Origin of the sequence: Pseudomonas sp. S34, assembly GCF_009866745.1 — a bacterium.
GTDB classification, from domain to species: domain Bacteria; phylum Pseudomonadota; class Gammaproteobacteria; order Pseudomonadales; family Pseudomonadaceae; genus Aquipseudomonas; species Aquipseudomonas jessenii.
This window is the reverse complement of record NZ_CP019398.1, coordinates 3,690,355-3,715,289: the sequence shown is the minus strand read 5'-3', so window position 1 is coordinate 3,715,289 and position 24,935 is coordinate 3,690,355. Positions and strand designations below refer to the sequence as shown.

Annotated in this window: 22 protein-coding genes and 1 pseudogene; 10 read left to right on the top strand and 13 right to left on the bottom strand. The window is 60.8% G+C overall.

Annotated features, from left to right (window positions below; all coding sequences use genetic code 11):
- The first annotated feature begins 581 nt into the window (after positions 1-581).
- The gene (locus tag PspS34_RS16515) at positions 582-1,385 is read left to right on the top strand and encodes a hypothetical protein (RefSeq protein ID WP_154861980.1); all 804 of its coding nucleotides are present in this window, start codon (positions 582-584) and stop codon (positions 1,383-1,385) included.
- A 33-nt stretch (positions 1,386-1,418) separates the two neighbouring features.
- On the opposite strand, the gene PspS34_RS16510 is transcribed toward PspS34_RS16515, so the two are convergent.
- Positions 1,419-2,156, bottom strand: coding sequence for a hypothetical protein (locus tag PspS34_RS16510; protein ID WP_150814404.1), 738 nt, complete (start codon positions 2,154-2,156; stop codon positions 1,419-1,421).
- 190 nt (positions 2,157-2,346) lie between these two features.
- Positions 2,347-2,583: a hypothetical protein gene (locus tag PspS34_RS16505; protein ID WP_090456158.1), complete on the bottom strand. Its 237-nt coding sequence runs from the start codon at positions 2,581-2,583 to the stop codon at positions 2,347-2,349.
- A gap of 341 nt (positions 2,584-2,924) precedes the next feature.
- Here PspS34_RS16505 and PspS34_RS16500 point away from each other — a divergent pair, with 341 nt between their 5' ends.
- The 3 genes from PspS34_RS16500 (at position 2,925) to PspS34_RS16490 (ending at position 6,194) form a co-directional block, all read left to right on the top strand.
- Positions 2,925-3,371: an anti-virulence regulator CigR family protein gene (locus tag PspS34_RS16500; RefSeq protein WP_090456156.1), complete on the top strand. Its 447-nt coding sequence runs from the start codon at positions 2,925-2,927 to the stop codon at positions 3,369-3,371.
- A gap of 120 nt (positions 3,372-3,491) precedes the next feature.
- The gene (locus tag PspS34_RS16495; protein ID WP_178122801.1) at positions 3,492-4,001 is read left to right on the top strand and encodes a hypothetical protein; all 510 of its coding nucleotides are present in this window, start codon (positions 3,492-3,494) and stop codon (positions 3,999-4,001) included.
- 273 nt (positions 4,002-4,274) lie between these two features.
- On the top strand, positions 4,275-6,194 hold the full coding sequence (locus PspS34_RS16490; RefSeq protein ID WP_159390184.1) for a tyrosine-protein phosphatase: 1,920 nt from the start codon (positions 4,275-4,277) through the stop codon (positions 6,192-6,194).
- A gap of 235 nt (positions 6,195-6,429) precedes the next feature.
- Here the strand turns inward: PspS34_RS16490 and PspS34_RS16485 are convergent, their stop codons facing one another.
- Together PspS34_RS16485 and PspS34_RS16480 are read right to left on the bottom strand one after the other, a co-directional pair.
- The gene (locus tag PspS34_RS16485; RefSeq protein ID WP_223473444.1) at positions 6,430-7,377 is read right to left on the bottom strand and encodes an AraC family transcriptional regulator; all 948 of its coding nucleotides are present in this window, start codon (positions 7,375-7,377) and stop codon (positions 6,430-6,432) included.
- 280 nt (positions 7,378-7,657) lie between these two features.
- Positions 7,658-8,110, bottom strand: coding sequence for a hypothetical protein (locus PspS34_RS16480; RefSeq protein WP_090456151.1), 453 nt, complete (start codon positions 8,108-8,110; stop codon positions 7,658-7,660).
- 382 nt (positions 8,111-8,492) lie between these two features.
- Between PspS34_RS16480 and PspS34_RS16475 the strand changes: the two genes are divergently transcribed.
- Positions 8,493-10,214, top strand: coding sequence for a SulP family inorganic anion transporter (locus tag PspS34_RS16475; RefSeq protein WP_159390183.1), 1,722 nt, complete (start codon positions 8,493-8,495; stop codon positions 10,212-10,214).
- 58 nt (positions 10,215-10,272) lie between these two features.
- The gene (gene ppk2 / locus PspS34_RS16470; protein ID WP_159390182.1) at positions 10,273-11,091 is read left to right on the top strand and encodes a polyphosphate kinase 2; all 819 of its coding nucleotides are present in this window, start codon (positions 10,273-10,275) and stop codon (positions 11,089-11,091) included.
- A 49-nt stretch (positions 11,092-11,140) separates the two neighbouring features.
- Here the strand turns inward: ppk2 and speF are convergent, their stop codons facing one another.
- Entirely contained in the window at positions 11,141-13,324 is a 2,184-nt protein-coding gene (gene speF, locus PspS34_RS16465) for an ornithine decarboxylase SpeF (protein ID WP_159390181.1), read from the bottom strand.
- 442 nt (positions 13,325-13,766) lie between these two features.
- Between speF and PspS34_RS16460 the strand changes: the two genes are divergently transcribed.
- Both PspS34_RS16460 and PspS34_RS16455 read left to right on the top strand, forming a co-directional pair.
- The gene (locus PspS34_RS16460) at positions 13,767-14,555 is read left to right on the top strand and encodes a DeoR/GlpR family DNA-binding transcription regulator (RefSeq protein WP_159390180.1); all 789 of its coding nucleotides are present in this window, start codon (positions 13,767-13,769) and stop codon (positions 14,553-14,555) included.
- Positions 14,556-14,730: 175 nt separating this feature from the next.
- Positions 14,731-14,895, top strand: a pseudogene (locus PspS34_RS16455) (DeoR/GlpR transcriptional regulator); the annotation flags it as partial.
- Between the two features lie 208 nt (positions 14,896-15,103).
- On the opposite strand, the gene PspS34_RS16450 reads toward PspS34_RS16455, so the two are convergent.
- From PspS34_RS16450 to PspS34_RS16425, 6 genes are all read right to left on the bottom strand, one after another.
- A complete protein-coding gene (locus tag PspS34_RS16450) occupies positions 15,104-16,387 on the bottom strand; it encodes an FAD-binding oxidoreductase (RefSeq protein WP_150814412.1) in 1,284 nt (427 codons plus the stop codon).
- A 482-nt stretch (positions 16,388-16,869) separates the two neighbouring features.
- Entirely contained in the window at positions 16,870-18,228 is a 1,359-nt protein-coding gene (gene chrA, locus PspS34_RS16445) for a chromate efflux transporter (protein ID WP_154908580.1), read from the bottom strand.
- Between the two features lie 44 nt (positions 18,229-18,272).
- Positions 18,273-18,761, bottom strand: coding sequence for a molybdopterin synthase catalytic subunit MoaE (gene moaE / locus PspS34_RS16440; protein WP_159390179.1), 489 nt, complete (start codon positions 18,759-18,761; stop codon positions 18,273-18,275).
- A gap of 3 nt (positions 18,762-18,764) precedes the next feature.
- Entirely contained in the window at positions 18,765-19,016 is a 252-nt protein-coding gene (gene moaD / locus PspS34_RS16435; protein ID WP_090456136.1) for a molybdopterin converting factor subunit 1, read from the bottom strand.
- Positions 19,013-19,519, bottom strand: a complete 507-nt coding sequence (gene moaC, locus PspS34_RS16430) for a cyclic pyranopterin monophosphate synthase MoaC (protein WP_159390178.1) — start codon at positions 19,517-19,519, stop codon at positions 19,013-19,015. Before moaC ends, moaD begins: the two co-directional genes overlap by 4 nt.
- A 227-nt stretch (positions 19,520-19,746) precedes the next feature.
- Complete coding sequence (locus tag PspS34_RS16425; RefSeq protein ID WP_090456130.1) at positions 19,747-20,637, bottom strand: LysR family transcriptional regulator; 891 nt, start codon at positions 20,635-20,637, stop codon at positions 19,747-19,749.
- A gap of 284 nt (positions 20,638-20,921) precedes the next feature.
- On the opposite strand from PspS34_RS16425, the gene moaB reads away from it, so the two are divergent.
- The gene (gene moaB, locus PspS34_RS16420; RefSeq protein ID WP_154861959.1) at positions 20,922-21,461 is read left to right on the top strand and encodes a molybdenum cofactor biosynthesis protein B; all 540 of its coding nucleotides are present in this window, start codon (positions 20,922-20,924) and stop codon (positions 21,459-21,461) included.
- Entirely contained in the window at positions 21,458-22,663 is a 1,206-nt protein-coding gene (glp, locus tag PspS34_RS16415) for a gephyrin-like molybdotransferase Glp (protein ID WP_159390177.1), read from the top strand. Before moaB ends, glp begins: the two co-directional genes overlap by 4 nt.
- 128 nt (positions 22,664-22,791) lie before the next feature.
- On the opposite strand, the gene PspS34_RS16410 is transcribed toward glp, so the two are convergent.
- Positions 22,792-23,691 carry a bestrophin family protein gene (locus PspS34_RS16410; RefSeq protein ID WP_154861957.1) on the bottom strand — a complete coding sequence of 300 codons (900 nt, stop codon included), beginning with the start codon at positions 23,689-23,691 and terminating at the stop codon, positions 22,792-22,794.
- Between the two features lie 5 nt (positions 23,692-23,696).
- Positions 23,697-24,695, bottom strand: coding sequence for a GTP 3',8-cyclase MoaA (gene moaA / locus PspS34_RS16405; RefSeq protein ID WP_090456122.1), 999 nt, complete (start codon positions 24,693-24,695; stop codon positions 23,697-23,699).
- Positions 24,696-24,935 lie beyond the last annotated feature (240 nt).

Sequence of the window (24,935 nt, the reverse complement as noted above, 5' to 3'; positions counted from 1 at the left end):
CTATGTGCGGGTTCGCAGACCGAGGATACGAGGAACCCGGCAGACCCGAAGATCTCCCACACACAGCCACCATAAAGCGACATGCGGGCGCAGATGCGACCGTCATCGGCTTGATGGACTGCAAGGTTACTACACGTATCTACAGGGCTGCGAAACCCTGTCGCCAATTCAAGTCAGCGACGGGCGCACATTAGGTGTCGATCTCCAGCGCTGCAACCGGCCTGTAGGACGCCAAATGACCCCTGTGGCGAGGGAGCTTGCTCCCGTTCGGCGGCTCTGCCGCCGTAAAACCGGGCACTGCGATGGGTCTGAGGAAATGAGTTGCAAAGGATCAGGGCCGCTTCGCAGCCCAGCGGGAGCGAGCTCCCTCGCCACAAAGGGACAAGTCCTACAAATTTTCCAGACGTCAAGATTGAACGTTCGTCGGATGGCGGGTTGCTACCATCGCAATTGCCTGCCGATATCAACACGGCTGCTACGCTTGGTCGTTGCAGTGCCCGAGTTCCATTCCTGCTCACGCTGCAAGGGTAATCACGGAGTGCGACATCCATTCCTGTCGGCAACCTGCACGGAGGCAGGCGATGGTGATCAAAAGCATGGCCGATTCGACTGCGGCGGGGAGACCCGAGCCGCTCGATCGGGAAGAAATCGAGCGGGTGCTGGCGCTGTTGCTGGTCAGCCCGTTGTTTGCCAAATCCAGGCGCATGGGCAGTCTGTTGCGCTTTCTGGTCGAGCACGACCTTCAGGCTTGCAATACGCCGCTGACCGAACACGCCATTGGCATCGCGGTGTTTCGTCGTGACCCGGCAGTGTATTGCACGGGCGACGATCCGGTGGTGCGAGTGCAGGTGGGGCGCTTGCGGCGCAAACTTGCAGCGCATTACGCCGGCAACGGCCAGCAGGACCCGGTGCGCTTCAGCATTCCACCCGGGTGTTATCGCTTGACCTATCAGCGGCTGCGGCCCAAGGGCGTCGGCACTCGCCATCCCGTGGTCCAGATCCAGCCGTTTACCTGCCTCACCCGCGATGGCGATGACTTTACCCGGGGCTTGTGCGAGGAGTTGAGCTGCCGACTGTTCGAGTCGTTCGAGCAGGCGCAGACCGGGACCAATCATGTGTTGATGCGGGTGGCACGCAACAGCGAGCCGGTACCGGACTTCAAGCGTGGCGGGCGTTACAGCTATTGCCTGGAGGGCAGCGTGCGGGTCGAGCCTTCGCGGGTGCGAGCGTCATTGCGCCTGGTGGATGTGGCGCAGGGGCGGATTCGCTGGTCGGCGCAGTTCGATCGTGATCGACCCCATGGCATCGCCACCCAGGAGGACCTCGCGCAGTCGATCTGTCGCTCGCTGACGGGCTACTTCGCCACGACGGGCAAAGAGGAGTGAAAGGGCAACCGCAAGGTTGCCCCGGCATGACGGTTACACGGTTTTCCACTGACCGCCTTCGTAAAGGCGACCTGCGGTGTTATCGAACGTCAAGTCGATTTCGATCGCCTTGGAGCGTGAGGTACTGAACATGGTGCTGGTCTGTACGTTCTGTTCGAACCACACGAGGATGGTTTCCACCGGCGTCAGCACGGTTTCACCGGTGACCACCTGATCCACCGCAACGTAAATGGGGGTGCTGACCTGATTGCCATCAATGCCGGTAGATAACTGGTTGATACCCGGATGGATGGGGTCGTAGTCATTTACAAAGGTTATGGAAATGTTCGGTCCCCCGGTAACCGCCGAACTCAGCAGACCGTGCTCATCGAGTGTCGATGTTTGCCCCAGGCCGATATTGACGATGTTGGTCGAGACTTTGACCTGCACATTTGCCTTGAACAGGTTGGACGCAAACAGCTGATATTGAGGCGTCCAACTGAACTCGTTGTTGCTCAGGTAAGCATCATAGGACTGCCAGACCACGTTGTAGTCGGCGTCACCCACCTTCTTGGCAAAGCACAGCTTGTAGCCGGACTTCTTGAGCAGCGCCAGGTCGCCGGCGGCGATTTCGATGGTGACGGTTTTTTGCGAAGCCGCCAGGGCCGACCTCAGTACCCGGCCGTAATCCGCCGCTTTCAGTTGCGTTGCACCCATGATCGACTTGACGGCTTCTTGCACATCATTGTGAAGCTGCTGGCTCTGTTGGCTGACAGCGATTGATTTGCTCATGGTTTCCTTCTTCCTTGGTGGTGTGTTGGGCAAACAATGGGCTGCTGGCGCTTGGCGCTGCTGTCCATTGACGGCTTCACTCTAGGGGCGAGGGGCAGGGCGGCTAAGTGTCTTGGTGTTACAAGCGGGTATCGGGGGTGTATCAGGGGCCGGGTCAGCGGGGCAGCCGATCGGCCGCCCCGCCTTGACCTCAGGCGGCCCGGGCATCGGCCCAGACGAAGTTCCAGCTGGTGCGTTTGCCCTTAGCGATCTCGATCAGCTTGTTCTCGTACACCGTGTGATTGACCACGCCGGTGTAGGTCAGGGTGCGGGCCGCATTGGTCCCGGTGACCTCGCCCGGCTTGCCGCCCGACTCGACCATGGCTTTTTTCATGTCGGCATCCGACGGGGCGCTGCTCTGGTTTTTTTCCACTTTGACGAAACTCATGATTCACCTCTTCCGTGATGGGGGGATCGGTGCCAACGCGGGCCGACAAGTCGACGACCCTGTTCCACACCGACGGCCATACTCTATTGGCCAGTTCGGCGGCGCAGAAGTGACAACTGTGGCGCTGAGGTAACAATCGGGAAACAGCGCCACGCATTGAAGTATCTGCGACGTATCAAGCGTGGATGCACATCGAAGAAGGTTGCAGCGAATGCCTGGACGCGAAACCTGGCTTCGAGGGGATGAGCGCAGACGGTTCATGGCTCTGTGACTCGATGGAACCAACTACGTCAATAGCGTCTAAATTTCAGGGAACATTTCCCACCACGAAGGAGCGACTCATGTTCAGGTCTCGATCTTTGATTGCAGCAATCACCTGTTTGACCCTGATCAGCGGCTCGGCGACGGCGCTGGCTGATCCCGGTAACGGCCAAGGTGGCGGGAAGGTCAACCATGGCAACCAGGGCAGTCATGGCAACAAGAACAAGAATTCCGGCGGAGGGGACTGGAGCAATGGCCCTAGCATCAACCGCAGCAGCGTGCTCCAGATCATTGGCGTGAACACGGGCTACTGGAGCCCCGGGCCTGATTTGCCACCGGGCATTCAAAAGAACCTTGCCCGAGGCAAGCCGCTTCCACCCGGCATCGCCAAAAAACTGGATGGCCGGCTGGTCGGCAGGCTGCCCCACTACGATGGCTACGAATGGCAGCAAGTCGGTACGGACCTGATCCTGGTTGCGCTGGCCACCGGGCTTGTCTATGAGATTCTCGACGGTGCGTTTGATTAACGTGGGGAAGGTCGTCTTCCCGTTGACTGAGGGCGCTCCAGCCGTCTGTCGTGGCACTTGAACTGTCCGAGGGATATCGCGTCATACGTCACGCGATATCAACCTCCTACGGAAGCAATCATGCTTTTTAAAAACAAGAGTCTCGTTGCTGTAATGTCATGCGCCATGATGCTTGCAGCCGCTCCGTTACTCCCTGATGGCCTGTCGATCATGGGTTCCGCATACGCGAAGGACGGCGGTGGCGGTGGCGGCGGAAACGGCGGCGGTGGCGGTGGCGGAAACGGCGGTGGTAATGGCGGTGGCAATGGCGGCGGAAACGGCGCAGGTCACGGCGGCGGTATGGGGGGCGGACACGCCGGTACAGGCCACTCCGGCAGTAACGGCCGCGGCAACGGGCTGGACAGCGACCATGCCGGCAAATCCGTGCGCGACCATGGCCTGAGCGGGAACCACTACGGTAGTGAGCGCAACGATGATAACGGTCATGGCACCACGACCTCAGGCATCGCCCATTCCAAAGATACTCGCGGCATCTCCAAGGCCAGGGCTATTTCGGCCTCGACGCCGGGTGAGCACAACACCAAGGGCTTGAGTAAAGCAGGGCAGTCGACCTCGAAAAAAGCCCATTGAGTTCGCGGCGACAGATCAGTTTCTGAAAAGCAAAAAACCCGCTGGAAGGCGGGTTTTTTTATACCTGGAAATTGACCACCGGCCACCACACACCGCGTTCCCCGCCAGGCACATCACCCTCAACCAGCCCCCCCCAGCGGGCATTACACGGACAGAAAACGAGCCGCCTGGACACATCGCGCAGTGATTTGCGTTCGCGGGCGATTTGTCATGTTCAACGCCATTTCATTGTAGATATTAGTCAGCCCAACGCGATTTCAATGAGGCTGCACTGTGTTCCAACGACTTGTGTGTTCGCTGTCTGTTTTGAGCCTGTCCATCGCTGCCGCCCAGGCGGCCGAGACTGTCCCCCTCAACACTCCTCGCCTGAAGAGCATCGATAACCTGCGCGATGTCGCCGGTCTTGCCACCGCGTATTCCACGGCCAATGACGGCACCATGCGTGGCGGGGTGTTTTACCGCTCCAACGCGCTGACGCCATCGGCGGCGGATCTGGTAACCCTCAACGGTATGGGCATCAAGGCGGTCTACGACCTGCGCACGCCAACCGAAATCGCCGCCACGCCCGACACGATGCCCACGGGTGCGACGTACACCAACATCGACATCATCGGTGGCTCCACGTCGGGTGCGAACATCACCAACGTTGCGTTCCACAGCGCCGCCGAAGCCACCGCAATGATGCAGGACACCAACCGTGATTTCGTCCGCAACCCGGGGATGCGCAGCGAGTTCAACCAGCTGTTCAATGAACTGGCCACGGTCGACGGCGCCGCGCTGTTCCATTGCACCGCCGGCAAGGACCGTACGGGCTGGACCGCCGCCGTGCTGCAAAGCATCGCCGGGGTCGACGATGCCACCATCATGAGCAACTACCTGGCGACCAACGACTACACCGCCGCGCGCATCAAGGCGACCCTGGCGGCGTTGCCACCGAGCCTGGCGACCATCTATGGGCCGCTGATCGGTGTGGAGGCCAGTTACCTGCAAGCCGGCCTGGACGAGGTGACCGCGCAATACGGCACGATGGATAACTACCTCAAGCAAGGCCTCGGCCTGTCCCAGGAAACCATCTACGTGCTGCGCGGCAAGATGGTGTTCTACAACAGCCTGCCTGGCGCAGCGGACCTGGCCGGCAACGCCGCGGCCGGCGCGCAGTTGTTGCAGCAACTGCAGAACAGCAACCTGTCGGGCACCTACAGCGCCTACAACTACTACCTGCAGTCGGCCATCGATGCCCGCAGCCTCGGGGGCGTGGAGTCCACCGTCGGCGGTCAGGTGCACGCCGACGCCGCGAGCTACCTGCTGCGTCAGGGCGCGATGATCGAACAGGCCGCCGCGCCGTTCACCAGCGGCATCGACCTCAAGGCCGGGCAATATCGCCTGTGGAGCACCGCCCTGGCGGGGTACCTGGGCACGGATGGTTCGTCCCAGGCCTCCAGCAGCAACGAGCATAGCCAGGGCATGATGATTGGCCTGACCCAGCGCTTTTCCGAACAGCTCAGCGCCCATGCCGGCTTCGGCTACAGCAGCGGCAATGTCGGTGGTGCAGGTGGCGAAGCCGATACCGACCTGACCTTCTTCAGCGTCGGCGCACGCTTTGCGCCGAACGGTCTGGAACGTGGCCTGTTTGTGGATGCCAATGCCAGCGCCGGCTATCTCGATTACGAGAGCAAGCGAGAACTCGGCGGCGGTCTGGGCACGGCCAGGGGCGACAGCCATGGCAACCTCACCGGCGCGACCCTGGCGCTCGGTTACCGTGTGCCGGTGAACGGCGTGACCCTCGAGCCGAGCCTCGGTGTGCGGGTCAGCCGCGTCAACCTGTCGGGCTTCCAGGAAAAGGGCAGCGAACTGGCCCTGGACGTCGACGGCATCCACGAGACCCGCAAGAGCGCGGTGGCCAACCTCAACGCATCCTTTGCACCTGTCAGCCTCGGTGCCTGGCAAGTGGTGCCGGGTGTGCAAGTGGGCTACGAGCATGTGTTGGGCGACCATGAAGTCGACAGCGAAGGGCAACTGCTGGGCCTGGACATCGAACAGCAAGCCGCCTTCGACAACCGTGACCAGTTCACCGGTGGCGTCAATGTCATGGCCAACCTGGGCCCATGGAGCGTGGGTGCGCAAATCGGCGCCAGCGGTGGCGGCGACAGCCACGGCTTCAATGGCGGGTTGAAGGCCAGTTATCTGTTCTGACGATCAGTCAAGGCAATCTGTGTGAGTGAGCCTGCTCGCGAAGAGGCCGTGTCAGTCGACGTAGATGTTGAATGTCACTCCGCCTTCGCGAGCAAGCCCGCTCCCACAGTGGTTTTTTGTCGTACGCGGGATTTGTGTTCGGCACCGATCAAAGTGTGGGAGCGGGCTTGCTCGCGAAGGCCAACTCACAGCCAACGAATAGGGCGGCTGACACTCCGCTTTCTCCCACACATCCTCAATTGGTCGCCATGGGTCGCGTTCGCCGGCCTTTTCTCACGTCTGCGGGACTGATGCCGTAGGCACTCTGGAAATACTGGCAAAACCGGCCGACATTGCTGAAGCCGTGTTGCAAGGCCACGTCCGTGACCGAAGGCGACACACCCTGGGACAGCGCGGCAAAGGCGCGCTCCAGGCGTACCTGGCGCTGATAGGCAACGATTGAAGTGCCCATGAAACGCTGAAAACCCTCCTGCAATGCGCGCAGGCTGACGTTGGTCAATTGCGCCAGTTCGGTACCGCTGGCCAGTCGGTCGGGATGCGCCTGAATGTACTCGACGGCCAGTTTCACATGTCGCGGCGCTATCAGTGGGGAGGGGCGCTGAAGGGCCTCGGTGAAGTTGTGCGGCCAGGTTTCGAGCACCGCGTCGACCAGCATTTCGCGAAGGCGTGAGGGCATCAGCGAGCCCGTATTGATCAGCAGGTCGAACTCGGTTCCGGTGGCCAGGTCCACCAGCGCCTTGATGCCCTGCAAGGCGGGTACGCTCAGATCCACCACGGGCTCAAAACAGATTTTTTGCAGGATCGGCTTGCCGAGCAACATCGACAGTCGTTCGGTGATCAGCGCCCGGCTGATCGAGATCCCGTGTTGCGCATGATTGTCGACAAAGCGCGCCGAGCGGACCTCGGCCTTGTCGATGGCCAGGCCGATCTGGGCGAAGCCAACCGACTCGGTGACGTGGTTGAAGATGATCTTGCCGGCGGTGGGAATGACGAACGTGATTTCATCAAGGGGGGCGGGAAATGCCACCGTGAAGTCACCGTGAAAGTGCATGCGACGAAAGCTGACACCTTCGTGTCTGCCGTAGACCCCGCCGATGCTGATGCTTTTTGGCGGCGGCGCAGAGTCGGAGTAAAGGTTGCCGAACAGGTTCAAGAACAACGCGCCAAAGTCGTCACAGCTCATGTCGTTGGACCTGATGATGATTTGCTTGCGCGTCGTGCTTGAGTACACCTGTAGTGTCACCTTGAGCGGTTGGGCAAAGCCCGGTACGGGGAACTGCCGATCGGAGTTCGAACGGATGCGGTTCGGGAAAGCGCTAGGACGTTATCAGTGACTAATGACAGGTTTGTTACCGGTTGTTGCCACTGTCGTCGCCGGCTCCGTTCACCCGACGCCACCGCTCGCACCGCACAACGGGTGGCACGAGCGGTACCGGGGCGTGGGCGGCCTGCAATGGCCGCGGCTATTTCACCGGTTCTGTTGCCTTGATATCCCCGCAAAAAATATCGACGTTGCCATCGGTCGAAGCCGTTCGCACGACCACCGAATACTTGCCGTCAAGCAGGGTTTGCAACGGCACAGGCGCGGTTCTGGTAAAAGACCAGCCGCGTACGGGTTGGCGTTCGGTGTTGACGGTGTCGTTCATCGCGTAGGCGACTGACCCGGGTTGCTGGCAGGTGCCGTTATTGATGAAAGAGTAAAGACGCAGGGGCAGCGTAACCCCCATTGGAGCACCGCTGATGAAGAAACTGAGTCCGGTTTTCTTGTCCCAGTCGGTCAAGGTGACGGTGCCGATCTGACCGGCGTTTTGCCGGGTGGCGACCAGGTTAACGTTCACGCCGTGGGTCGAAGAAGTGGTGCAGCCGAAAAGGCTTGCCGCAACCACGAGTGCTGCCAGTGAGGTTTTGAGCTTCATTGCCAAACTCCTGAGTTGAAGAACTGCAATGGGGAGAATTAGCGGGTATAGCTCATTTATCGCTTTCATGACGTCGTCCATACGAGGCTTCCACTTTCAGGAAGGACGTGTTGGAGGTATTCGGGCTCAATCAACGAATCCCTTCATCGCCGCGCAAACCGGCTACATTTGTAATCTACCGAGCCCGATTGCCCGGACGTTTGCCGGTGTATTCAACCCATGCCCCACCCTTGGAATTTCCTCAACCTGAGCTGATTGCCCGCCGGCACACGCGCTTCGATGCCTTTGAGGGTTTGCAATGGTTGCGCGTGCAGTTAAAGGATTGTGCGGTCAGTCGAGCCCACTCATCATCCGCATGGAAGATTTGCCACTGGAGTGACCGATGAATCAACAAGGCAGCCATCCGCAAGAGCGGATTCCAGGCACTCCACAGCGGAGAACCTTGCGCAGCCTGTTGATCCCGGAGTGGCTCGGCAGCTACCGGCCAGACTGGCTGCGCAGCGATGTGGTCGCGGGGCTGACGGCAGCGGCCGTGGTCATTCCCAAGGCGCTGGCGTACGCCACCATTGCCGGCCTGCCGGTGCAGGTCGGGCTGTACACGGCGCTGGTACCGATGGTGATCTATGCCGTGCTCGGCACGTCGCGCCCGCTTAGCGTCAGCACCACGACCACCCTGGCCATTCTCGCCGGCTCCGCGTTGGGCCAGATCAGCCCCGATGGCGATGCGGCGACCTTGCTCGCCGGTTCCGCCACGCTGGCCCTGATGGTGGGTGCGATCCTGATTGTCGCGGGGTTGCTGCGCCTGGGTTTCGTCGCCAATTTCATTTCCGAGCCGGTACTGGTGGGTTTCAAGGCCGGCATCGGCGTGGTCATCGTGCTCGACCAGTTGCCCAAGCTGTTGGGCACGCACATCGACAAAGGCGGCTTCCTGCACAATCTGGTGGCCACGGTCCAGAGCGTCGGCCATGCCTCGCTGCCGACCGTGGCGGTCGGTGTGTTCATGGTCCTGCTGCTGGTGGGCATGAAGCGTTTTACGCCCCGGCTGCCCGCACCTTTGATTGCGGTGGCGCTTGGCATCATCGGCATGAGCCTGTTTGGCCTGGAGCGCTTTGGTGTGTCCGCCGTCGGCGTGGTGCCGATCGGGTTGCCCGCACCGACCCTGCCGGTTTGGTCGATGGTCGAAACCCTGTGGTCCTCGGCGATGGGTATCGCGCTGATGAGTTTCACCGAAACCATCGCGGCGGGACGCGCTTTCGCCCGCAGTGACGAGCCCGCGCCACAACCGAATCGGGAACTGCTGGCCACAGGCGTTGCCAACATCGGTGGCGCGTTTCTCGGGGCCATGGTCGCCGGTGGCGGGACCACCCAGACGGCAGTGAACCGCCTGGCCGGCGCCCGTTCGCAACTGGCCGCACTGGTCACCGCCGCACTGGCGCTGGGCACTTGCCTGCTGCTGGCACCGCTCATTGGCCTGATGCCCAACGCCACGCTCGCCGCCGTGGTGATCGTGTATTCGGTGGGCCTGATCGAACCGGCGCAATTTCGCGAAATCCTGTCGGTTCGCCGTACCGAATTTGCCTGGGCCGTGGTGGCCATGATCGGCGTGATACTGCTGGGCACGCTGCAAGGGATCGTCGTGGCGATTATCGTCTCGTTGCTGGCCCTGGCCTACCAGGTCTCGGACCCGCCCGTGCACGTACTGGGACGCAAGCCTGGCACCAACGTCTATCGTCCGCAGGCCACCGACAACGAAGACGACGAACACTTTGACGGATTGCTGTTGCTCAGGCCCGAAGGCCGGGTGTTCTTCGCCAATGCCGAGCGCATCGCCGACAAGATCCGGCCGCTGATTGACGTGGCGAACCCCAAGGTCGTGGTCCTGGACCTGCGCAGTGTGTTCGACCTGGAATACACCGCGCTGAAAATGCTCACCGGCGCGGAGCAGCGCATGAGAGAGAAAGGCATTTCACTGTGGCTGGTGGGCATGAGTCCGGGCGTATGGGACATGGTCATCAAGGCACCCCTGGGCCATGTGCTGGGCGAGGCGCGCATGTTCCTGAACCTGGAACAGGCGGTTGAACATTACCAGCGCAGCCGACGCTGAATGAACGCGGCCGGGCGCGTTCCGGACACTGTGTAACGCATTGAAGGAGGTAACGGGCATGGCAAAGAAGAAGGCGGCAACCAAAAGCAAACCGGTCGAAAGCGGCAAGCTAAAGAACAAGGATTATCTCGAGGAACTGGCGCGGCTGCATGTCGAGCTGGTCAAGCTGCAAGAGTGGGTGCAGCACTCGGGCGCCAAGGTCTGCATCGTCTTTGAGGGCCGTGATGGCGCCGGCAAGGGTGGGACAATCAAGGCGTTGACCGAACGGGTCAGTCCGCGGGTGTTCCGGGTGATGGCGCTGCCGGCACCGACCGAGCGGGAAAAAAGCCAGATGTATGTGCAACGTTATCTGCCGCACCTGCCGGCGGCCGGTGAAGTGGTGATCTTCGATCGCAGCTGGTACAACCGCGCCGGTGTCGAGCGGGTCATGGGGTTCTGCAGCGACGAGCAGGTGCACACCTTTCTCACCGGGGTGCCGCGCGTCGAGCAGGCACTGGTCGAATCGGGAATCATCCTGATCAAGTACTGGCTTGAAGTGAGCCAGGAGGAGCAGACCCGACGCCTCAAGTCGCGTATCACCGACGGGCGCAAGATCTGGAAGCTGTCACCCATGGACCTCAAGTCCTATAACCGCTGGTACGACTACTCCCGTGCCCGGGACGACATGTTCAAATTCACCGACACCGAATTCGCCCCGTGGCGGGTCGCCAACTCGAATGACAAGCGACGGGCGCGACTGAACATCATCAGTGATGTGCTGAACAGTATTCCTTATGAAGAAATACCGCGGGCAAAAGTGAAACTGCCCAAACGCCAAAGTCCCGGAAACTATCGGGATCCGAACTATCCGTTCAAGTACATCCCGGAAAAATTCTGATCGATGCATTGGGCAGGAGCCGGCCCACGCCAGCTCCTGCTGCATGCCATCAGGCCTTGATCACGTACCCATACGCCCGGGTACGCCCGCCTTCCTGCTTCAGGTACACGCCCTGCAGTTCCGGTGTGAACCCGGGCAAGCGGTTGATGCCTTCCTCCAACGCCAGGAAGTACTTGAGCACCGCGCCTCCCCAGATTTCACCCGGCACCACGCACAGCACCCCCGGCGGATAAGGCAACGCACCCTCGGCCGCAATGCGCCCGTCGGCATCCGCCAACGCCACCAGTTCGACGTTGCCGCGGATGTACTCGATTTGCGCTTGCTGCGGGTTCATGGCCTTTTTCGGGAAGTGTTCCTTGCGGAACATGTCCTTCTGCAACTGCTGCACATTGTGGTGGCGGTACAGGTCGTGCATTTCCTGGCAGAGCTGGCGAATGGTGTAGTTGCGATAGCGCTCCTGATGCTGCGCGTAGATGGCCGGCAGCACCCGGCTCATCGGTGCGTCATCGCTGATGAAGCGTTCGAAGCGGGCGATCTGCGCGGCCAGGTGGGTCATCTTCGCCCAGTCTTCGGCCGGGGTGAGCAGGAACAGGATGGAGTTGAGGTCGCATTTTTCCGGAACGATGCCGTTCTCGCGCAGGAAGTTGGCCAGGATGCCGGCGTGAATGCCGAAGTCGGTGTAGCTGCCATCCACCGGGTCGATGCCCGGCGTGGTGAACAGCAACTTGCACGGGTCGATGAAGTACTGCTTCTCGGCGTAGCCGGCAAAGGCGTGCCAGCGGTCCTTGGGATGGAACTCGAAGAAGCGGATGTCATTGGCAATGTCTTCGGTTGGATAGTCTTCCCAGGCGCGCCCTTCAATGGTATCCGGCACGAACGGGCGGACCATGGTGCAGGCTTCGAGGATCAACTTGCGCGCTTCGATGCCGAACTTCACACAGTCTTCCCACAGGCGCAGGCCGCTGCGGCCCGAGTGAATGCGCGCATTCACATCCAGCGAAGCGAACAGCGGGTAGAAGGGGCTGGTGGACGCCTGGGCCATGAACGCGTTGTTGAGCCGGTGATGGTTGCAATAGCGCGCCTGGCCTTTGATGTGGCGGTCCTTCTTGTGCACCTGGGAGGCCTGGGAAAAACCGGCCTGCTGTTTGTGCACCGACTGGGTGACGAAGATGCCCGGGTCGTTCTCGTTGAGGTCGAGCAACAGCGGCGAGCAGTCTTTCATCATCGGGATGAACTGCTCGTAGCCGACCCACGCCGAGTCGAACAGGATGTAGTCACACAGCTTGCCGATGCGGTCGACGACTTGGCGGGCGTTGTAGACGGTGCCGTCATAGGTGCCCAGTTGAATGATCGCCAGGCGGAACGGCCGTGGCAGTTGCGCCTTGTCCGGGGCGACTTCGGCGATCAGTTCGCGCAGATAGTCTTCGTCGAAACAGTGGGCGTCGATGCCGCCGATGAAGCCGTAGGGGTTGCGCGCGGTTTCCAGATACACCGGCGTGGCGCCGGCCTGCAACAGCGCGCCCTGGTGGTTGGATTTGTGGTTGTTGCGGTCGAAAAGCACCAGATCGCCGGGGGTCAACAGGGCGTTGGTCACCACCTTGTTCGACGCCGAGGTGCCGTTGAGCACGAAGTAGGTCTTGTCGGCGTTGAACACCTGCGCGGCGTGTTTCTGCGCCAGCAGCGCCGGGCCTTCGTGGATCAGCAGGTCGCCGAGCTTGACGTCGGCGTTGCACATGTCGGCGCGAAACAGCGTCTCGCCGAAAAAATCGAAAAACTGTCGCCCCGCCGGATGCTTGCGAAAGAACTGGCCGCCCTGGTGACCGGGGCAGGCAAAGGTTGCGTTGGCCGCCTCGGTGTACCGTTTGAGCGAATCGAAGAAGGGCGGCAGCAGGCTTTCTTCATAGGCTTTGGCCGCTGTCTCCAGTTGGTTGCCATGGTATTCGACGTTACTGGGGGACAGGTCGAAGATGCCGTTCACTTGCAGCAGCACGTCATTGAGGTGTTTGTAGACCTCCCGGGGGCGGGTGCTGGTGCCGGGGGACGGCACCAGGAAAATCGGCACATCAAAACCGGTGCGCTGAATGACGTCCAACGCTCCAGCCAACACATCATTGACCGACACCACGGCCACGGCGACGTCGGTGAAGTCGGTTTGACTGAGCGGGACCACCTCCCGGGTGTTCAGGAAACATTCGGAGGTGCCATCGCTGGCGGCGATTTTCAGAGCTTTCATGGGTGGTGTCTCCTGGCGGGCACTCATTTGTCCGCGGCTTTTTTAGAGAGCAACTTCCGAGGGAGCCTTCCAGTTCCCCTGATCGGAAATCATGTCACCACTGGTTATAGAGCATATTTCTGATCTGTCAGGCGTTTTACCGCGACCTTGCACAACTTGACGTCTCACGACCTGTCGGTCAGGCGTGTACCAGCGCAATCGTGAACGAGACCACGATCATGCACGCAAAAGCAAAATTGATATTCATGAGGTTTCCATCCGAAACATGAGTGACGGCGCCATCTTGAACAGGTCACAGCAAAATAAAAAATTCGGCATAATGATTTGAAAGATCGAAAAAAATGATACTTGGAGGTGTTTGCCCGGCCGCCCGTTTGTGTTTGTCCCATGCTTTGGCTAATCTCGCCGAAGAGCGCAATTTCACGCATAAGCGGGCAAAAACATGCACGACAACCATTCCGCTGCCGAACTTCCATCCGTACGCCGGCAAAAAATCCTGTTGATCCTCGAACGTGACGGCAAGGTCATGGCCTCGGAGTTGATCCAGCATTTCGCGGTGTCCGAAGACACCATCCGCCGGGATCTGGCGGAACTGGCCAGTGTCGGCCTGGTGCAGCGGGTACACGGCGGGGCGTTGCCGCGTCCCAAGGACACGGGCAAGGACTATTTCACCCGGATCAGTGAAACCGATGAGGTGAAAACCCATCTGGCGCAACTGGCTGCGCGACGGGTGCAAGACGGTCAGATCGTGGTGTTCGATTCCGGCACTACCACCTTGCAGATCGCGCGTTCGCTGCCGGGGGACATCGCCATTACCGCGATCACCGCGTCGCCGATGACCGCCATCACCTTGTCCGAATACAAAGGCATCAAGGTGATTCTTGCGGGCGGCCAGCTCAACCCGGTGACGATGTCGGCCAGCGGTCACGAAACCCTGCGGTTGCTGGCGGGCATCAAGGCCGACCTGCTGTTTACCGGGGTTTGCGCGATTCACCCGCAGGTGGGCTTGAGCTCACTGCATTTTGATGAAGTGCCGGTGAAACAGGCGATGCTCGACTGTGCCTCTCACGTGATTGCCGTCACCACGGCGGACAAACTCGGGGCGGTGGAACCCTTTGTCGTCGCGCCTTGCAACCGCGTGCACACGCTGATCACCGAACGACATGTGGCGTCTGGCAATGTTGAAGACTACCGGGGGCTGGGGATCGAGGTGGTGCAGGCGCAGGCTTGAGCAGTTTTTTGTGTCCACCGAAGATCAAACTGTGGGAGCGGGCTTGCTCCGGGCGGCGATCCGACGAAGGCGCTGTGACTGCCGCTGAATATGTGTTGAATGTACCGACCCCTTCGCGAGCAAGCCCGCTCCCACAGGGATTGATGTCGAGCTCAAGTATCGAGGCCAGCACAAACACGTGATTGCCGTCACCACGGCGGACAAACTCGGGGCGGTGGAACCCTTTGTCGTCGCGCCTTGCAACCGCGTGCACACGCTGATCACCGAACGGCATGTGGCGTCTGGCAATGTCGAGGACTACCGGGGGCTGGGGATTGAGGTGGTGCAGGCGCAGGCTTGAGCACTTTTTTGTGTCCACCGAAGATCAAACTGTGGGAGCGGGCTTGCTCGCGAAGGCGGTGTGACTGCCGCTGAATATGTGTTGAATGTACCGACCCCTTCGTCGGATCGCCGCCCGGAGCAAGCCCGCTCCCACAGGGATTGATGTCGAGCTCAAATATCGAGGCCAGCACAAACAACATCCATGTTGAATGTATTGGCCGGTAACCTCAGCGCAGTCGCTCAAGCATCTGGTAGTACCACATGCCGGCGGCGAGCATCGGGTTGCCGAGCAGGTCGCCCATGGGCACGCGGATGTGCTGGCAGGCGGCGAAGGTGTCGAACTGTTCCAGCTGCCCGGTGATCGCACGGCCCATTATTTCGCCCATGATGTGGGTGGTGGCGATGCCGTGGCCGGAGTAGCCCTGGCAATACCAGACGTTGTCCGACAGCTTGCCCAGTTGTGGGATGCGGTTGATCACGATGCCCATCGCGCAGCTCCACTGGTAATCGATGGCCACGCCTTTGAGCGCCGGGAAGGTCTGCTCGATGCACGGACGCAGCTCGGCGGCGATGTCGCGCGAATCCTTGCCGCTGTAGTTGGCGCCGCCCCCGAACAACAGGCGACCGTCAGCGGTGAGGCGGTAGTAATCGAGCACGAAGCGGCAGTCATAGACCGCCAGGTCTTCGGGGTTGATCTGTCTGGCCAGATCGCCCAGAGGCGCAGTGGTGACGATGCCGCCCATGGCCGGGAAAATCTTGCCCTTGAGCTTGCCCGGTTCCAGCTTGTGGTAGACGTCGCCGGCCAGCAGCACCTGGTTGGCGTCGATGTGTCCGTGGGCGGTGCGCACTCCAGGCGTGTCCCCATGGATGATCTCCAGCACTTCGCTGTTCTCGAAGATCAACGCACCGAGGCTTTCGGCTGCGCGGGCCTCGCCGATGCACAGGTTGAGCGGGTGCAGGTGCATGTTGCGGGTGTTCTTGATCGCGCCGTGGTAGAGGTCGCTTTGCAGCAGATCGCGCACCTGGCTGCGGTCGAGCAGGCTGACCTCGTCGCCCATGCCACGGTGCACCGCCTCTTCGTAATCCTTGCGCAAGCCGGCCATGTGCGCGGGTTTGTACGCCGCATGCAGGTGGCCGTGCTTGAGGTCGCAGGCGATGCCGTATTTTTCCACGCGCTGCCGGATGATCTGGTGCCCGCGCCAGCGCAGGTTCCAGATGAAATCATCGACTTCATCACCGATGGTGCGGCGCATCTGTTTGCGCATGGCTTCATCGCCCGACAGGCTGCCGGTGACCTGGCCGCCATTGCGCCCGGTGGCACCCCAGCCGATCTTGTGGCTTTCGACGATGGCGACCTTCAGGCCTTTTTCCGCCAGCTCGACGGCAGTGGCCACGCCAGTGAAACCGCCGCCGATGATCACCACGTCAACCCGGTGCCGGCCTTGCAGCGTCGGGTAATCGGTATCCTGGTTGAGGGTGGCGGTGTAGTAGGAATTGCAACGTTGAGTCATGTCGGTGTCCAGGCAGAATTGGGAGAAACCAATGCCGGTCAGGTGAGCACAGTCATTGTGGGAGCGGGCTTGCTCGCGAAGAGGCCCGCACATCCAGCACTTGAGGTGACTGACACACCGCTTTCGCGAGCAAGCCCGCTCCCACAGGTTCTGTGTATGGCTGAGCAGGGTTCACGCGTACCGGGATAGCGAAGGAGGGGGCTCGCCGATCAGGCGAGCAGGGCGCTATCCGGCGGACGTGCGGAGTGACGCAGTTTGGAGCGGCGCAGGGCCATGGGCAGGTTGACGATGCGCTTCATGCAATGCCGTCCACGGCCAGCAGCGAGGTGGCCTGGATCGAGAGGTTCAGCAGGTGCTGTTCTGACGGCAAAGTACGCATGGCGCAGGTTTCCGGCGGCGGAAATCGTCGGTGGCCAGTAGCACAAGCCATCCGGGGGATGGCTGGATACTAGGGAGGATTGCGGCGCGTGTAAATGTTTGATTCAGAACATCAGGTGCACACCCAGGCCGATCAACCCGCAGCCGATCAACACCTCGATCACCCCGCGCTTGAATCCAAGCAATGCAACGCCCGCGACTATCGCGATCAGCAGCGAAGGCCAGTCCAGTGCTCCTTCGAAGCCTTTGGGCCACAGCACGTGGTAGGCAAAGAAACAGGCCAGGTTGAGAATCACGCCCACCACGGCGGCCGTAATGGCCGTCAGTGGCGCGGTGAACTTGAGTTCGTTGTGCGTCGATTCCACCAACGGCCCGCCGGCGAGGATGAACAGGAACGAGGGCAGGAAGGTGAACCAGGTCACCAGCGATGCGGCGATGGCGCCGGCAACGAAGGCCTGATCCGGGCCGAAGACCTGATGCACGTAGGCGCCGATAAAACCGACGAAGGCGACAACCATGATCAACGGACCTGGTGTGGTTTCACCGAGCGCCAGGCCGTCGATCATCTGCGTCGGCGTCAGCCATCCGTAGTGGCCGACCGCGCCCTGGTAGACGTACGGCAACACCGCGTAGGCGCCGCCAAAGGTCAGCAGCGCGGCCTTGGTGAAGAACCAGGCCATCTGGGTCAGCGTGCCTTCCCAGCCGAACAGTGCGGTGAGCATGGCCATGGGCAGTGTCCACAAGATCGCACCGATCACGGCCAGACGCGCCAGTTTCCAGCCACTGAAGCGGGCGTGTCCGGGGGTTGGGGTGTCGTCGTCGATCACTGCCGGGCCGTAGGAGCGTTTCGCAGCGCTGTGGCCACCGGTCCTGAATTTTTCCGGTGCCAGTCGCCCGCCGAAATAACCGATGACCGCCGCGCCGAGCACGATCAACGGAAACGGCACATTGAGCACGAAGATGGCCACGAAGGACGCGGCGGCGATGCCCCATAACCAGCCGTTCTTCAGCGCCCGCGAGCCGATCCGGTGAGCCGCCTGCACCACGATTGCCGTGACCGCAGGCTTGATCCCGTAGAACAGTCCGGCGACCACGGGCACGTCACCAAAGGCGATGTACACCCAGGACAGCGCAATCAGGATGAACAGCGAAGGCAATACAAACAGCACGCCAGCGATCACACCGCCCCAGGTCCGGTGCATCAGCCAGCCGATGTAGGTCGCCAACTGCTGAGCCTCAGGCCCGGGCAGCAACATGCAATAGTTGAGGGCATGCAGAAAGCGCCGCTCGGAGATCCAGCGCCGGCGTTCGACCAGCTCCTGATGCATGATCGAAATCTGCCCCGCCGGCCCGCCGAAACTGATGAAACCAAGCTTGAGCCAGAACAGGAAGGCTTCGCGCAGGCTGATGGACCGGGGTTGCAGTACATCCTGTTGCGTGATCGGGGAGGGCGTGGGGCTCAAGCGGAAACTCCTTGTGCAGAAAAGCTTTGAGCCGATGACTGTAGCTAGGCCGGAGCGCGTTGCATAGCCGCCTCATACGGCCTATCTGCCCAGCGCTCGACGGCTGACCGGTCGCTGTCACGGGCATCGACCCAGCGTGCGCCGGACGCCACGTCTTCGCGTTTCCAGAACGGTGCGTCGGTTTTCAGGTAGTCCATGATGAATGCACAGGCTTCGAAAGCGGCTTGACGATGGGGGCTGCTGACGCCGACAAACACGATCGGCTCGCTGATCGACAACGGGCCGATCCGATGCACGATCTGCACGGCGTTCAATGGCCATCGGGCCCTGGCATTGTCGACGATTTTTTGCAGCGAACGTTCGGTCATGCCCGGGTAGTGCTCCAGAAACAACCCGCTGACCGCCTCACCCTGATTGATGTCGCGCACATAGCCGACGAAGTTGACCACGGCACCCACCCCCGGATCGTTTGCCTGCAGGCTGTCGATCAGCCGGCCGACGTCGAACATTTCACGCTGGACCCGAACCGTCATGTCTCAACCCCCGGTGACCGGTGGAAAAAAGGCGATCTCGTCATAGTCCTCGATCACCCGGTCTGGATGGCACAGCTCCTGGTTCAGTGCACACATCAGGTTGCTTTCACCCAGCACATGGCTCCACACCTCACCGCGAGCCATCAGCAGTCGGCGCACGTCCTCGATGGTCTTGAGGCTGTCGGTCAGGGGCAGTTTTTCACCGCCCAGGTTGAGCTGCTCGCGGTAGCGGGCGAAGTAATTGATCAGGATCATTGCGCGTCCTCGAACTTGAAATGACCGGAGCGGCCACCTTGTTTACTCAGCAGGCGGATGTCATCGATGACCATGCCCCGATCCACCGCCTTGCACATGTCATAGAGGGTCAGCGCCGCCACGCTGACGGCGGTCAGGGCTTCGAGTTCGACCCCGGTCTGGCCCTCGACGCGGCACGTACTGAGGATTTTCACGCTGTCCGGAGTGCAGGCCTTGAGTTCGACGTGGATCGAACTGAGCAGAAGGGTGTGGCACAGCGGGATCAGCTCATGGGTTTTCTTTGCCGCCATGATTCCAGCGATCCGCGCCACGGCAAATACGTCGCCCTTGGGGTGGCCGTCGCTTTGAATCAGCTTCAGGGTTTCCGGGCGCATCCGCACCCAGGCCTGGGCCTGGGCTTCACGCAGCGTCGAGGTTTTTTCGCTGACATCGACCATGTTGGCGCGACCCTGGCTGTCGAGGTGGGTCAGGCCATTGGGCGATGCATCTGAAATGTTTGTCATGGGAGGTTCCTGCGCTAACGGTTGGGGCGCGAGGGCATTGGTGTCGCTTCGAACATCGGCTTGTTCAACTTGGCACAACATGAAAAGAACCTCGAAGCGCTGAATTAAGTTCAGGCTACGGGTAACTTTAAACAGCGTCCAATCGCTTGTTCCGATGTGCCGATTGGTGATGTCTATCAAACTGGGCAAACATGTCCGGTTCGGTTTTATATAAAGCCGAAACTTGATCAGTCAGTCCGGCTGAATAACGTTCGTGCTTCGGCGAAACACTTTTCGGCAATCGCCGAACGCGGTTCGGTCTTGCGCATCACCAGGCCCAGGGGCGCGAGTACGCTGGCATCCGGCAGTTCGATGAACGCCAGGTGTTCGATGGGCTCTTCCAGGCCACTGTCCAGCGGCATGATCGCGCAGCAGAAACCCTCGTGAATCGCCTGCAGCAACTGGTAAGTCGAATCGCTTTCCAGGATCGGCTGCGGGTCCAGTCCGCGGCTGCGAAAGCTCAGGTCGATGGATTTGCGGTAGTGCATGCCGTTGCTGAGCATCCCCAGCGGCAGTTCGGCGGCGTCCTCCCAGCTCATTTGCGTGCCGTCGAAATGGAAGTGACGATTGTCGTACAGCAGGCCGACGCGGGTTTCGCCGATCTCGAAAAACTCGAAATAGCTCGGGTTGACGTGATCGAGGTAGCACACGCCCAGGTCCAGCTGATTGTTGCCAAGGCCCTCGATGATCTGGTCGGAACTTAAAGACGACAGGCTGTACTTGAGCTCGGGAAAGCTGCGGGACAGGCCCTGAATGTAGGTGACCGGGTTGAAGCTGCTGAGGGGTACCAGCCCCAGGCGCAGGTTGCCCACGAGCTGGCCCCGGCACGCGGCGGCCTCGGCGAAGAGCCCGTCGTGGGCGGCCAGCAGGGTCCTGGCCCACGCCAGCACCCGTTCGCCGGCCTCGGTAAAACCCTCGAAGCGCTGGCCTCGGGTGACCAGCACCAGGTCCAGTTCATCCTCAAGGTTGCGCAGGCGCATCGACAGCGTGGGCTGGGTGATGTGGCAGCGCGCGGCCGCCTGGCCGAAGTGGCGGGTCTGCTCCAGGGCGATCAGGAACTTGAGTTGTTTGATGTCCATGACGGCACCTGCTGGCGGGGAGTGAAGGGTTAAGTATTGACTCAGGTGCGCAAGACACAAGGCGAGGCAGAAATCGTGAGCCGAGACGATCTCATTGTCTTCGGTGTGCGTCCAATCACTGCTATCTAAGGTGTTATCGACGGGCTCTATCATTGCTGTTGTTTCTGGTCTTTTTATATTGATAGATTGGCTCGATAGTCTGGTTGGTTAGAGTGATTAGACACGGCTTGAATTATCGAATTAGTCTCCGGAAGTCATTTAATCAATATCTGCCGGAGAACCCCATGAGCGTCAAACCGGATGCATTGTTTATACCCCTGAATATTGCCGTGTTGACCGTTAGCGATACCCGCGAATATGCCAATGACACCTCCGGCCAACTACTCGTCAGTCGTTTGCTGGAAGCCGGCCACACCCTCAGCGAGCGCAACCTGCTCAAGGACGACCTGTACAAGATCCGCGCGCAGGTGGCGAACTGGATTGCCGACGACGGCATCCAGGTGGTGCTGATCACGGGCGGCACCGGGTTTACCGGCCGCGACAGCACACCCGAGGCGGTGGCCTGTTTGCTGGATAAACAGATCGAAGGCTTCGGTGAGCTGTTCCGGGCGATTTCGATCCTCGACATCGGCACCTCGACGGTGCAGAGCCGGGCATTGGCCGGGCTGGCCAATGGCACGCTGGTCTGCTGCCTGCCGGGTTCCACGGGTGCCTGCCGCACCGCGTGGGAAGGCATCCTCGCCGAGCAACTCGACGCGCGCCACCGGCCGTGCAATTTCGTACCGCACCTCAAGCCTACGCAGGCTTGCGGGACGCGGGGATGAGCTATTCACCCTTGATGCCGGTGGAGGATGCCATCGAACGGTTGCTGACAATGGCCGAAGCACAGAGGATTGAAGACAGTGAAGCGGTGCCGCTCAGTGCCGCACGGCAACGGGTGTTGGCCAATGACCTGGTGGCGACCCTCGATCTGCCGCCGTGGCCGAACAGCGCCATGGACGGCTATGCCCTGAATGTCGACGGTTGGGACGGGGCACCGCTGACCGTGTCGCAACAGGTATTTGCCGGTCACGCCCCCCAAGCACTGGCACCGGGAACCTGCGCGCGCATCTTCACCGGCGCCCCGGTTCCGCCGGGTGCCAACGGCGTGGAGATGCAGGAGAACACGCAAGTACTGGATGACGGACGTATCCGCTTCAAGCAGCCATTGAGCGCCGGCAGCAACATCCGCCCGCAAGGTCAGGAGAACCGCGTCGGCGATGTGCTGCTGCGCGCCGGCAAGCGCCTCGGTCCGTTCGAACTGGCGGTCGCGGCAGCGCAGGGCTGCACCCATGTGCAGGTCGTGCGGCGACCACGGGTGGCGTTGCTGTCCACCGGCAATGAACTGGTCGATCCGGGCACACCGCTCAAGCCCGGCAGCATCTACAACAGCAACCGCACATTGTTGAGCCATTGGTTGAATGCGTTGGGTTGCGAGGTCATCGAGGCCGGCATTCTCCCCGACGAGCCACGCCAGACGCGACTCAAGCTCGAACAGCTGCAACACACGACGGACCTGATGCTCAGCACGGGCGGCGTGTCCGCCGGTGACGCCGACTGCCTCGGCCAGGTACTGCGCGAGTGCGGCAAGCCGTTGCTGTGGAAACTCTCGATCAAACCCGGCAAGCCATTGACCGTGGGCCACTTCGGCCGCGTGCCGGTGATTGGCCTGCCGGGCAATCCGACATCGGCGTTGGTCACTTTCGGTCTGTTGGCCCGGGTTTATCTGTTGCGAATTCAGGGTGTCGAAGACGTCGAGCCTTTGAGCTTCCCGGTCAGGGTCGGCTTTGCCTGGCCCAAACCCGGAAGCCGCCGCGAGTACCTGCGGGCGAAACTCGAAGCCGGTCGCGCGGTGCTTTATCCGAACCAGAGTTCCGGCGTGTTGCTGGGCGCATCCTGGGCCGATGGACTGGTGGAAGTGCCGGAAGGTTGCACGCCGGAAGCTGGCGACACGGCGCGGTTTATTCCCTTCAGCGAGCTGTTCTGAATACACCTGAAATACCTGTGGGAGCGGGCTTGCTCGCGAAGAGGCCGGCACATTCAACAGAGAGGTTGACTGACCTGACGCCTTCGCGAGCAAGCCCGCTCCCACAGGTTTTGTGTTTTTCCTGAAAATCAGTTCAACACAAAATCCACCGGCTCCAGTTGCGGTGGCAGTTCCGTCACACCCAGGGCCGCCAGCACATCGCGCTCGATATTGCGCACGATGGCATCGGTGGGCAGGTCGTTTTCGTCGCGGCCGAAGGGGTCTTCCAGTTCATCGGCAATCGCATCCAGGCCGAAAAAGGTGTAGCTGACAATCGCGGTGAAAATCGGTGTCAGCCAGCCCAGGGGTTCGGCCATGGCAAAGGGCAAGAGGATGCAGAACAGGTAGATGGTGCGGTGCAGCAGCAGGGTGTAAGGGAAGGGTAACGGGGTGTTCTTGATCCGTTCACAGACGGCCTGGGCATGGGTCAGGCTGGTCAAATGGTTGGCCATGAGCGTGTAGCGCCAGTCGTTGATCGCCCCGGACTCGTTGAGTGACGAGCACTGTTGACCGACCTGCATCAGTATCTGCCCGCTGATGTCCGTGGTGTTGCCCTTGGGCATCGGGTGCAGCCAGTCGCCACTGGCGGCCATCTCGTTTTCCTGGCGCAGGCGCGCGTTGAGGGCATGGGCGAAGCCGCAGAGGTTGCTGAGGATCGTGTGGCGCTCAGCGGTGTCCTTGATCATCAGGGTTTCACGAATCATCGAGCGGATCTCCACGATCACATCGCCCCAGGCCTTGCGCGCTTCATACCAGCGGTCGTAGCAGGCGTTGTTGCGAAAGCTCATGAAGATCGACAGCGACAAACCCAGCAGCGTGAAGGGCGTGGCGCTGACCTTGGAAAAGTAGCTGGGATGCAAGGTTTCGATGAGCACGATGGCCGAGGCGAGCAGCGTCACCATCAGGCTGCGCCAGGCGATGCGTTTGGCAATCGAACCCTTGAGGGACGTCAGCACGCCGATCAGGTTGGGTTTGGGTCTCACGATCATGGGTTTCAGCCGCCCGTCATGTTCATGAAGCGAATGACCTGAACATCGTCGTTCACTTCGAAGTTGTGTCGATAAGGCTTGAGTTTCATCGCCTCGATAATGGCTTTTTCCAGGCGCTCGGGCTGTCCGGGGTGGCTGCGCAAGACCGCCTTGAGATCCACGGAGTGCTCATTGCCCAGGCACAGCAGCAGGCGTCCCTCCACGGTCAGCCGCACCCGATTGCAGGTGCCGCAAAAGTTGTGGCTGTGGGGTGAGATGAACCCCAGGCGAATCTGCGGCGCCTCGGCCAGGCGCCAGTAGCGCGACGGACCCTGGGTCGACTCGGCGGAATCAATCAAAGTGTAGCGTTCGGCAATGCGTTCGCGGACCTGGGCACTTGCGAAAAACGATTCGGCGCGGCTGTGCTCGTCGATGGTGCCCAACGGCATTTCCTCGATGAAGGAGATGTCGAGGTTACGGTCGATGGCGAAGCTCACCAGATCATTGATCTCATGGTCGTTGCGGCCTTTCATGACCACGCAATTGAGCTTGGTGTTGCGAAATCCCGCCTGGTTGGCCGCGTCGATGCCCTTGATGACCTGCGCCAGGTCACCGGTGCGGGTCAGTTCGCGAAAACGTTGCGGGTCCAGGCAATCGAGGCTGATGTTGAGGCGCTTGACCCCGGCTTCGAACAACGGCCCGGCCAGTTTGGCCAACTGCGAACCGTTGGTGGTCATGCACAGTTCACGCAGGCCGGGCAGGGCGGCGATCTTCTCGCACAACTGCACCACGCCCGGACGGATCAGCGGCTCGCCACCGGTCAGGCGGATCTTGCGGGTGCCCAGCGCCACGAAGCTTTGTGCAAGTTGATAAATCTCTTCCAGGGTCAGCACCCGTTGGCGGGGCAGAAACTGCATGTCCTCGGCCATGCAATACACGCAACGGAAATCGCAGCGGTCGGTGACCGACATCCGCAGATAGTCCACGCGCCGGGAGAATCCATCGATCAAGACTTGTTCTGACATGACACCCTCGCTTGGCACGCATTGAATGAATGTTCCGTGTAGGAGCGAGCCTGCTCGCGATGGTCGTTAACGATTACGCGCGCTTGCTGGCTGAACGCGGTGCTCTTGAGTCCATCGCGAGCAGAACTCGCTCCTACAAATATTGCGCTGATAACGGGTTTATTGAGCGCAGATGTAGGAGCGAGTCTGCTCGCGATGGTCGTAAACGATTACGCGTGCGTGCTGGCTGAACGCGGTGCT

Coding starts and splice junctions, on each gene's coding strand:
- PspS34_RS16495 (WP_178122801.1), top strand. CDS start 3,492: ATGCTTTTTAAAAACAAGAGTCTCGTTGCTGTAATGTCATGCGCCATG.
- PspS34_RS16505 (WP_090456158.1), bottom strand. CDS start 2,583: ATGAGTTTCGTCAAAGTGGAAAAAAACCAGAGCAGCGCCCCGTCGGAT.
- PspS34_RS16460 (WP_159390180.1), top strand. CDS start 13,767: ATGCACGACAACCATTCCGCTGCCGAACTTCCATCCGTACGCCGGCAA.
- PspS34_RS16515 (WP_154861980.1), top strand. CDS start 582: ATGGTGATCAAAAGCATGGCCGATTCGACTGCGGCGGGGAGACCCGAG.
- PspS34_RS16410 (WP_154861957.1), bottom strand. CDS start 23,691: ATGATCGTGAGACCCAAACCCAACCTGATCGGCGTGCTGACGTCCCTC.
- PspS34_RS16425 (WP_090456130.1), bottom strand. CDS start 20,637: ATGGACATCAAACAACTCAAGTTCCTGATCGCCCTGGAGCAGACCCGC.
- moaB (WP_154861959.1), top strand. CDS start 20,922: ATGAGCGTCAAACCGGATGCATTGTTTATACCCCTGAATATTGCCGTG.
- moaC (WP_159390178.1), bottom strand. CDS start 19,519: ATGACAAACATTTCAGATGCATCGCCCAATGGCCTGACCCACCTCGAC.
- moaE (WP_159390179.1), bottom strand. CDS start 18,761: ATGACGGTTCGGGTCCAGCGTGAAATGTTCGACGTCGGCCGGCTGATC.
- PspS34_RS16450 (WP_150814412.1), bottom strand. CDS start 16,387: ATGACTCAACGTTGCAATTCCTACTACACCGCCACCCTCAACCAGGAT.
- PspS34_RS16510 (WP_150814404.1), bottom strand. CDS start 2,156: ATGAGCAAATCAATCGCTGTCAGCCAACAGAGCCAGCAGCTTCACAAT.
- speF (WP_159390181.1), bottom strand. CDS start 13,324: ATGAAAGCTCTGAAAATCGCCGCCAGCGATGGCACCTCCGAATGTTTC.
- PspS34_RS16485 (WP_223473444.1), bottom strand. CDS start 7,377: ATGAGCTGTGACGACTTTGGCGCGTTGTTCTTGAACCTGTTCGGCAAC.
- moaA (WP_090456122.1), bottom strand. CDS start 24,695: ATGTCAGAACAAGTCTTGATCGATGGATTCTCCCGGCGCGTGGACTAT.
- moaD (WP_090456136.1), bottom strand. CDS start 19,016: ATGATCCTGATCAATTACTTCGCCCGCTACCGCGAGCAGCTCAACCTG.
- glp (WP_159390177.1), top strand. CDS start 21,458: ATGAGCTATTCACCCTTGATGCCGGTGGAGGATGCCATCGAACGGTTG.
- PspS34_RS16475 (WP_159390183.1), top strand. CDS start 8,493: ATGAATCAACAAGGCAGCCATCCGCAAGAGCGGATTCCAGGCACTCCA.
- PspS34_RS16480 (WP_090456151.1), bottom strand. CDS start 8,110: ATGAAGCTCAAAACCTCACTGGCAGCACTCGTGGTTGCGGCAAGCCTT.
- ppk2 (WP_159390182.1), top strand. CDS start 10,273: ATGGCAAAGAAGAAGGCGGCAACCAAAAGCAAACCGGTCGAAAGCGGC.
- PspS34_RS16500 (WP_090456156.1), top strand. CDS start 2,925: ATGTTCAGGTCTCGATCTTTGATTGCAGCAATCACCTGTTTGACCCTG.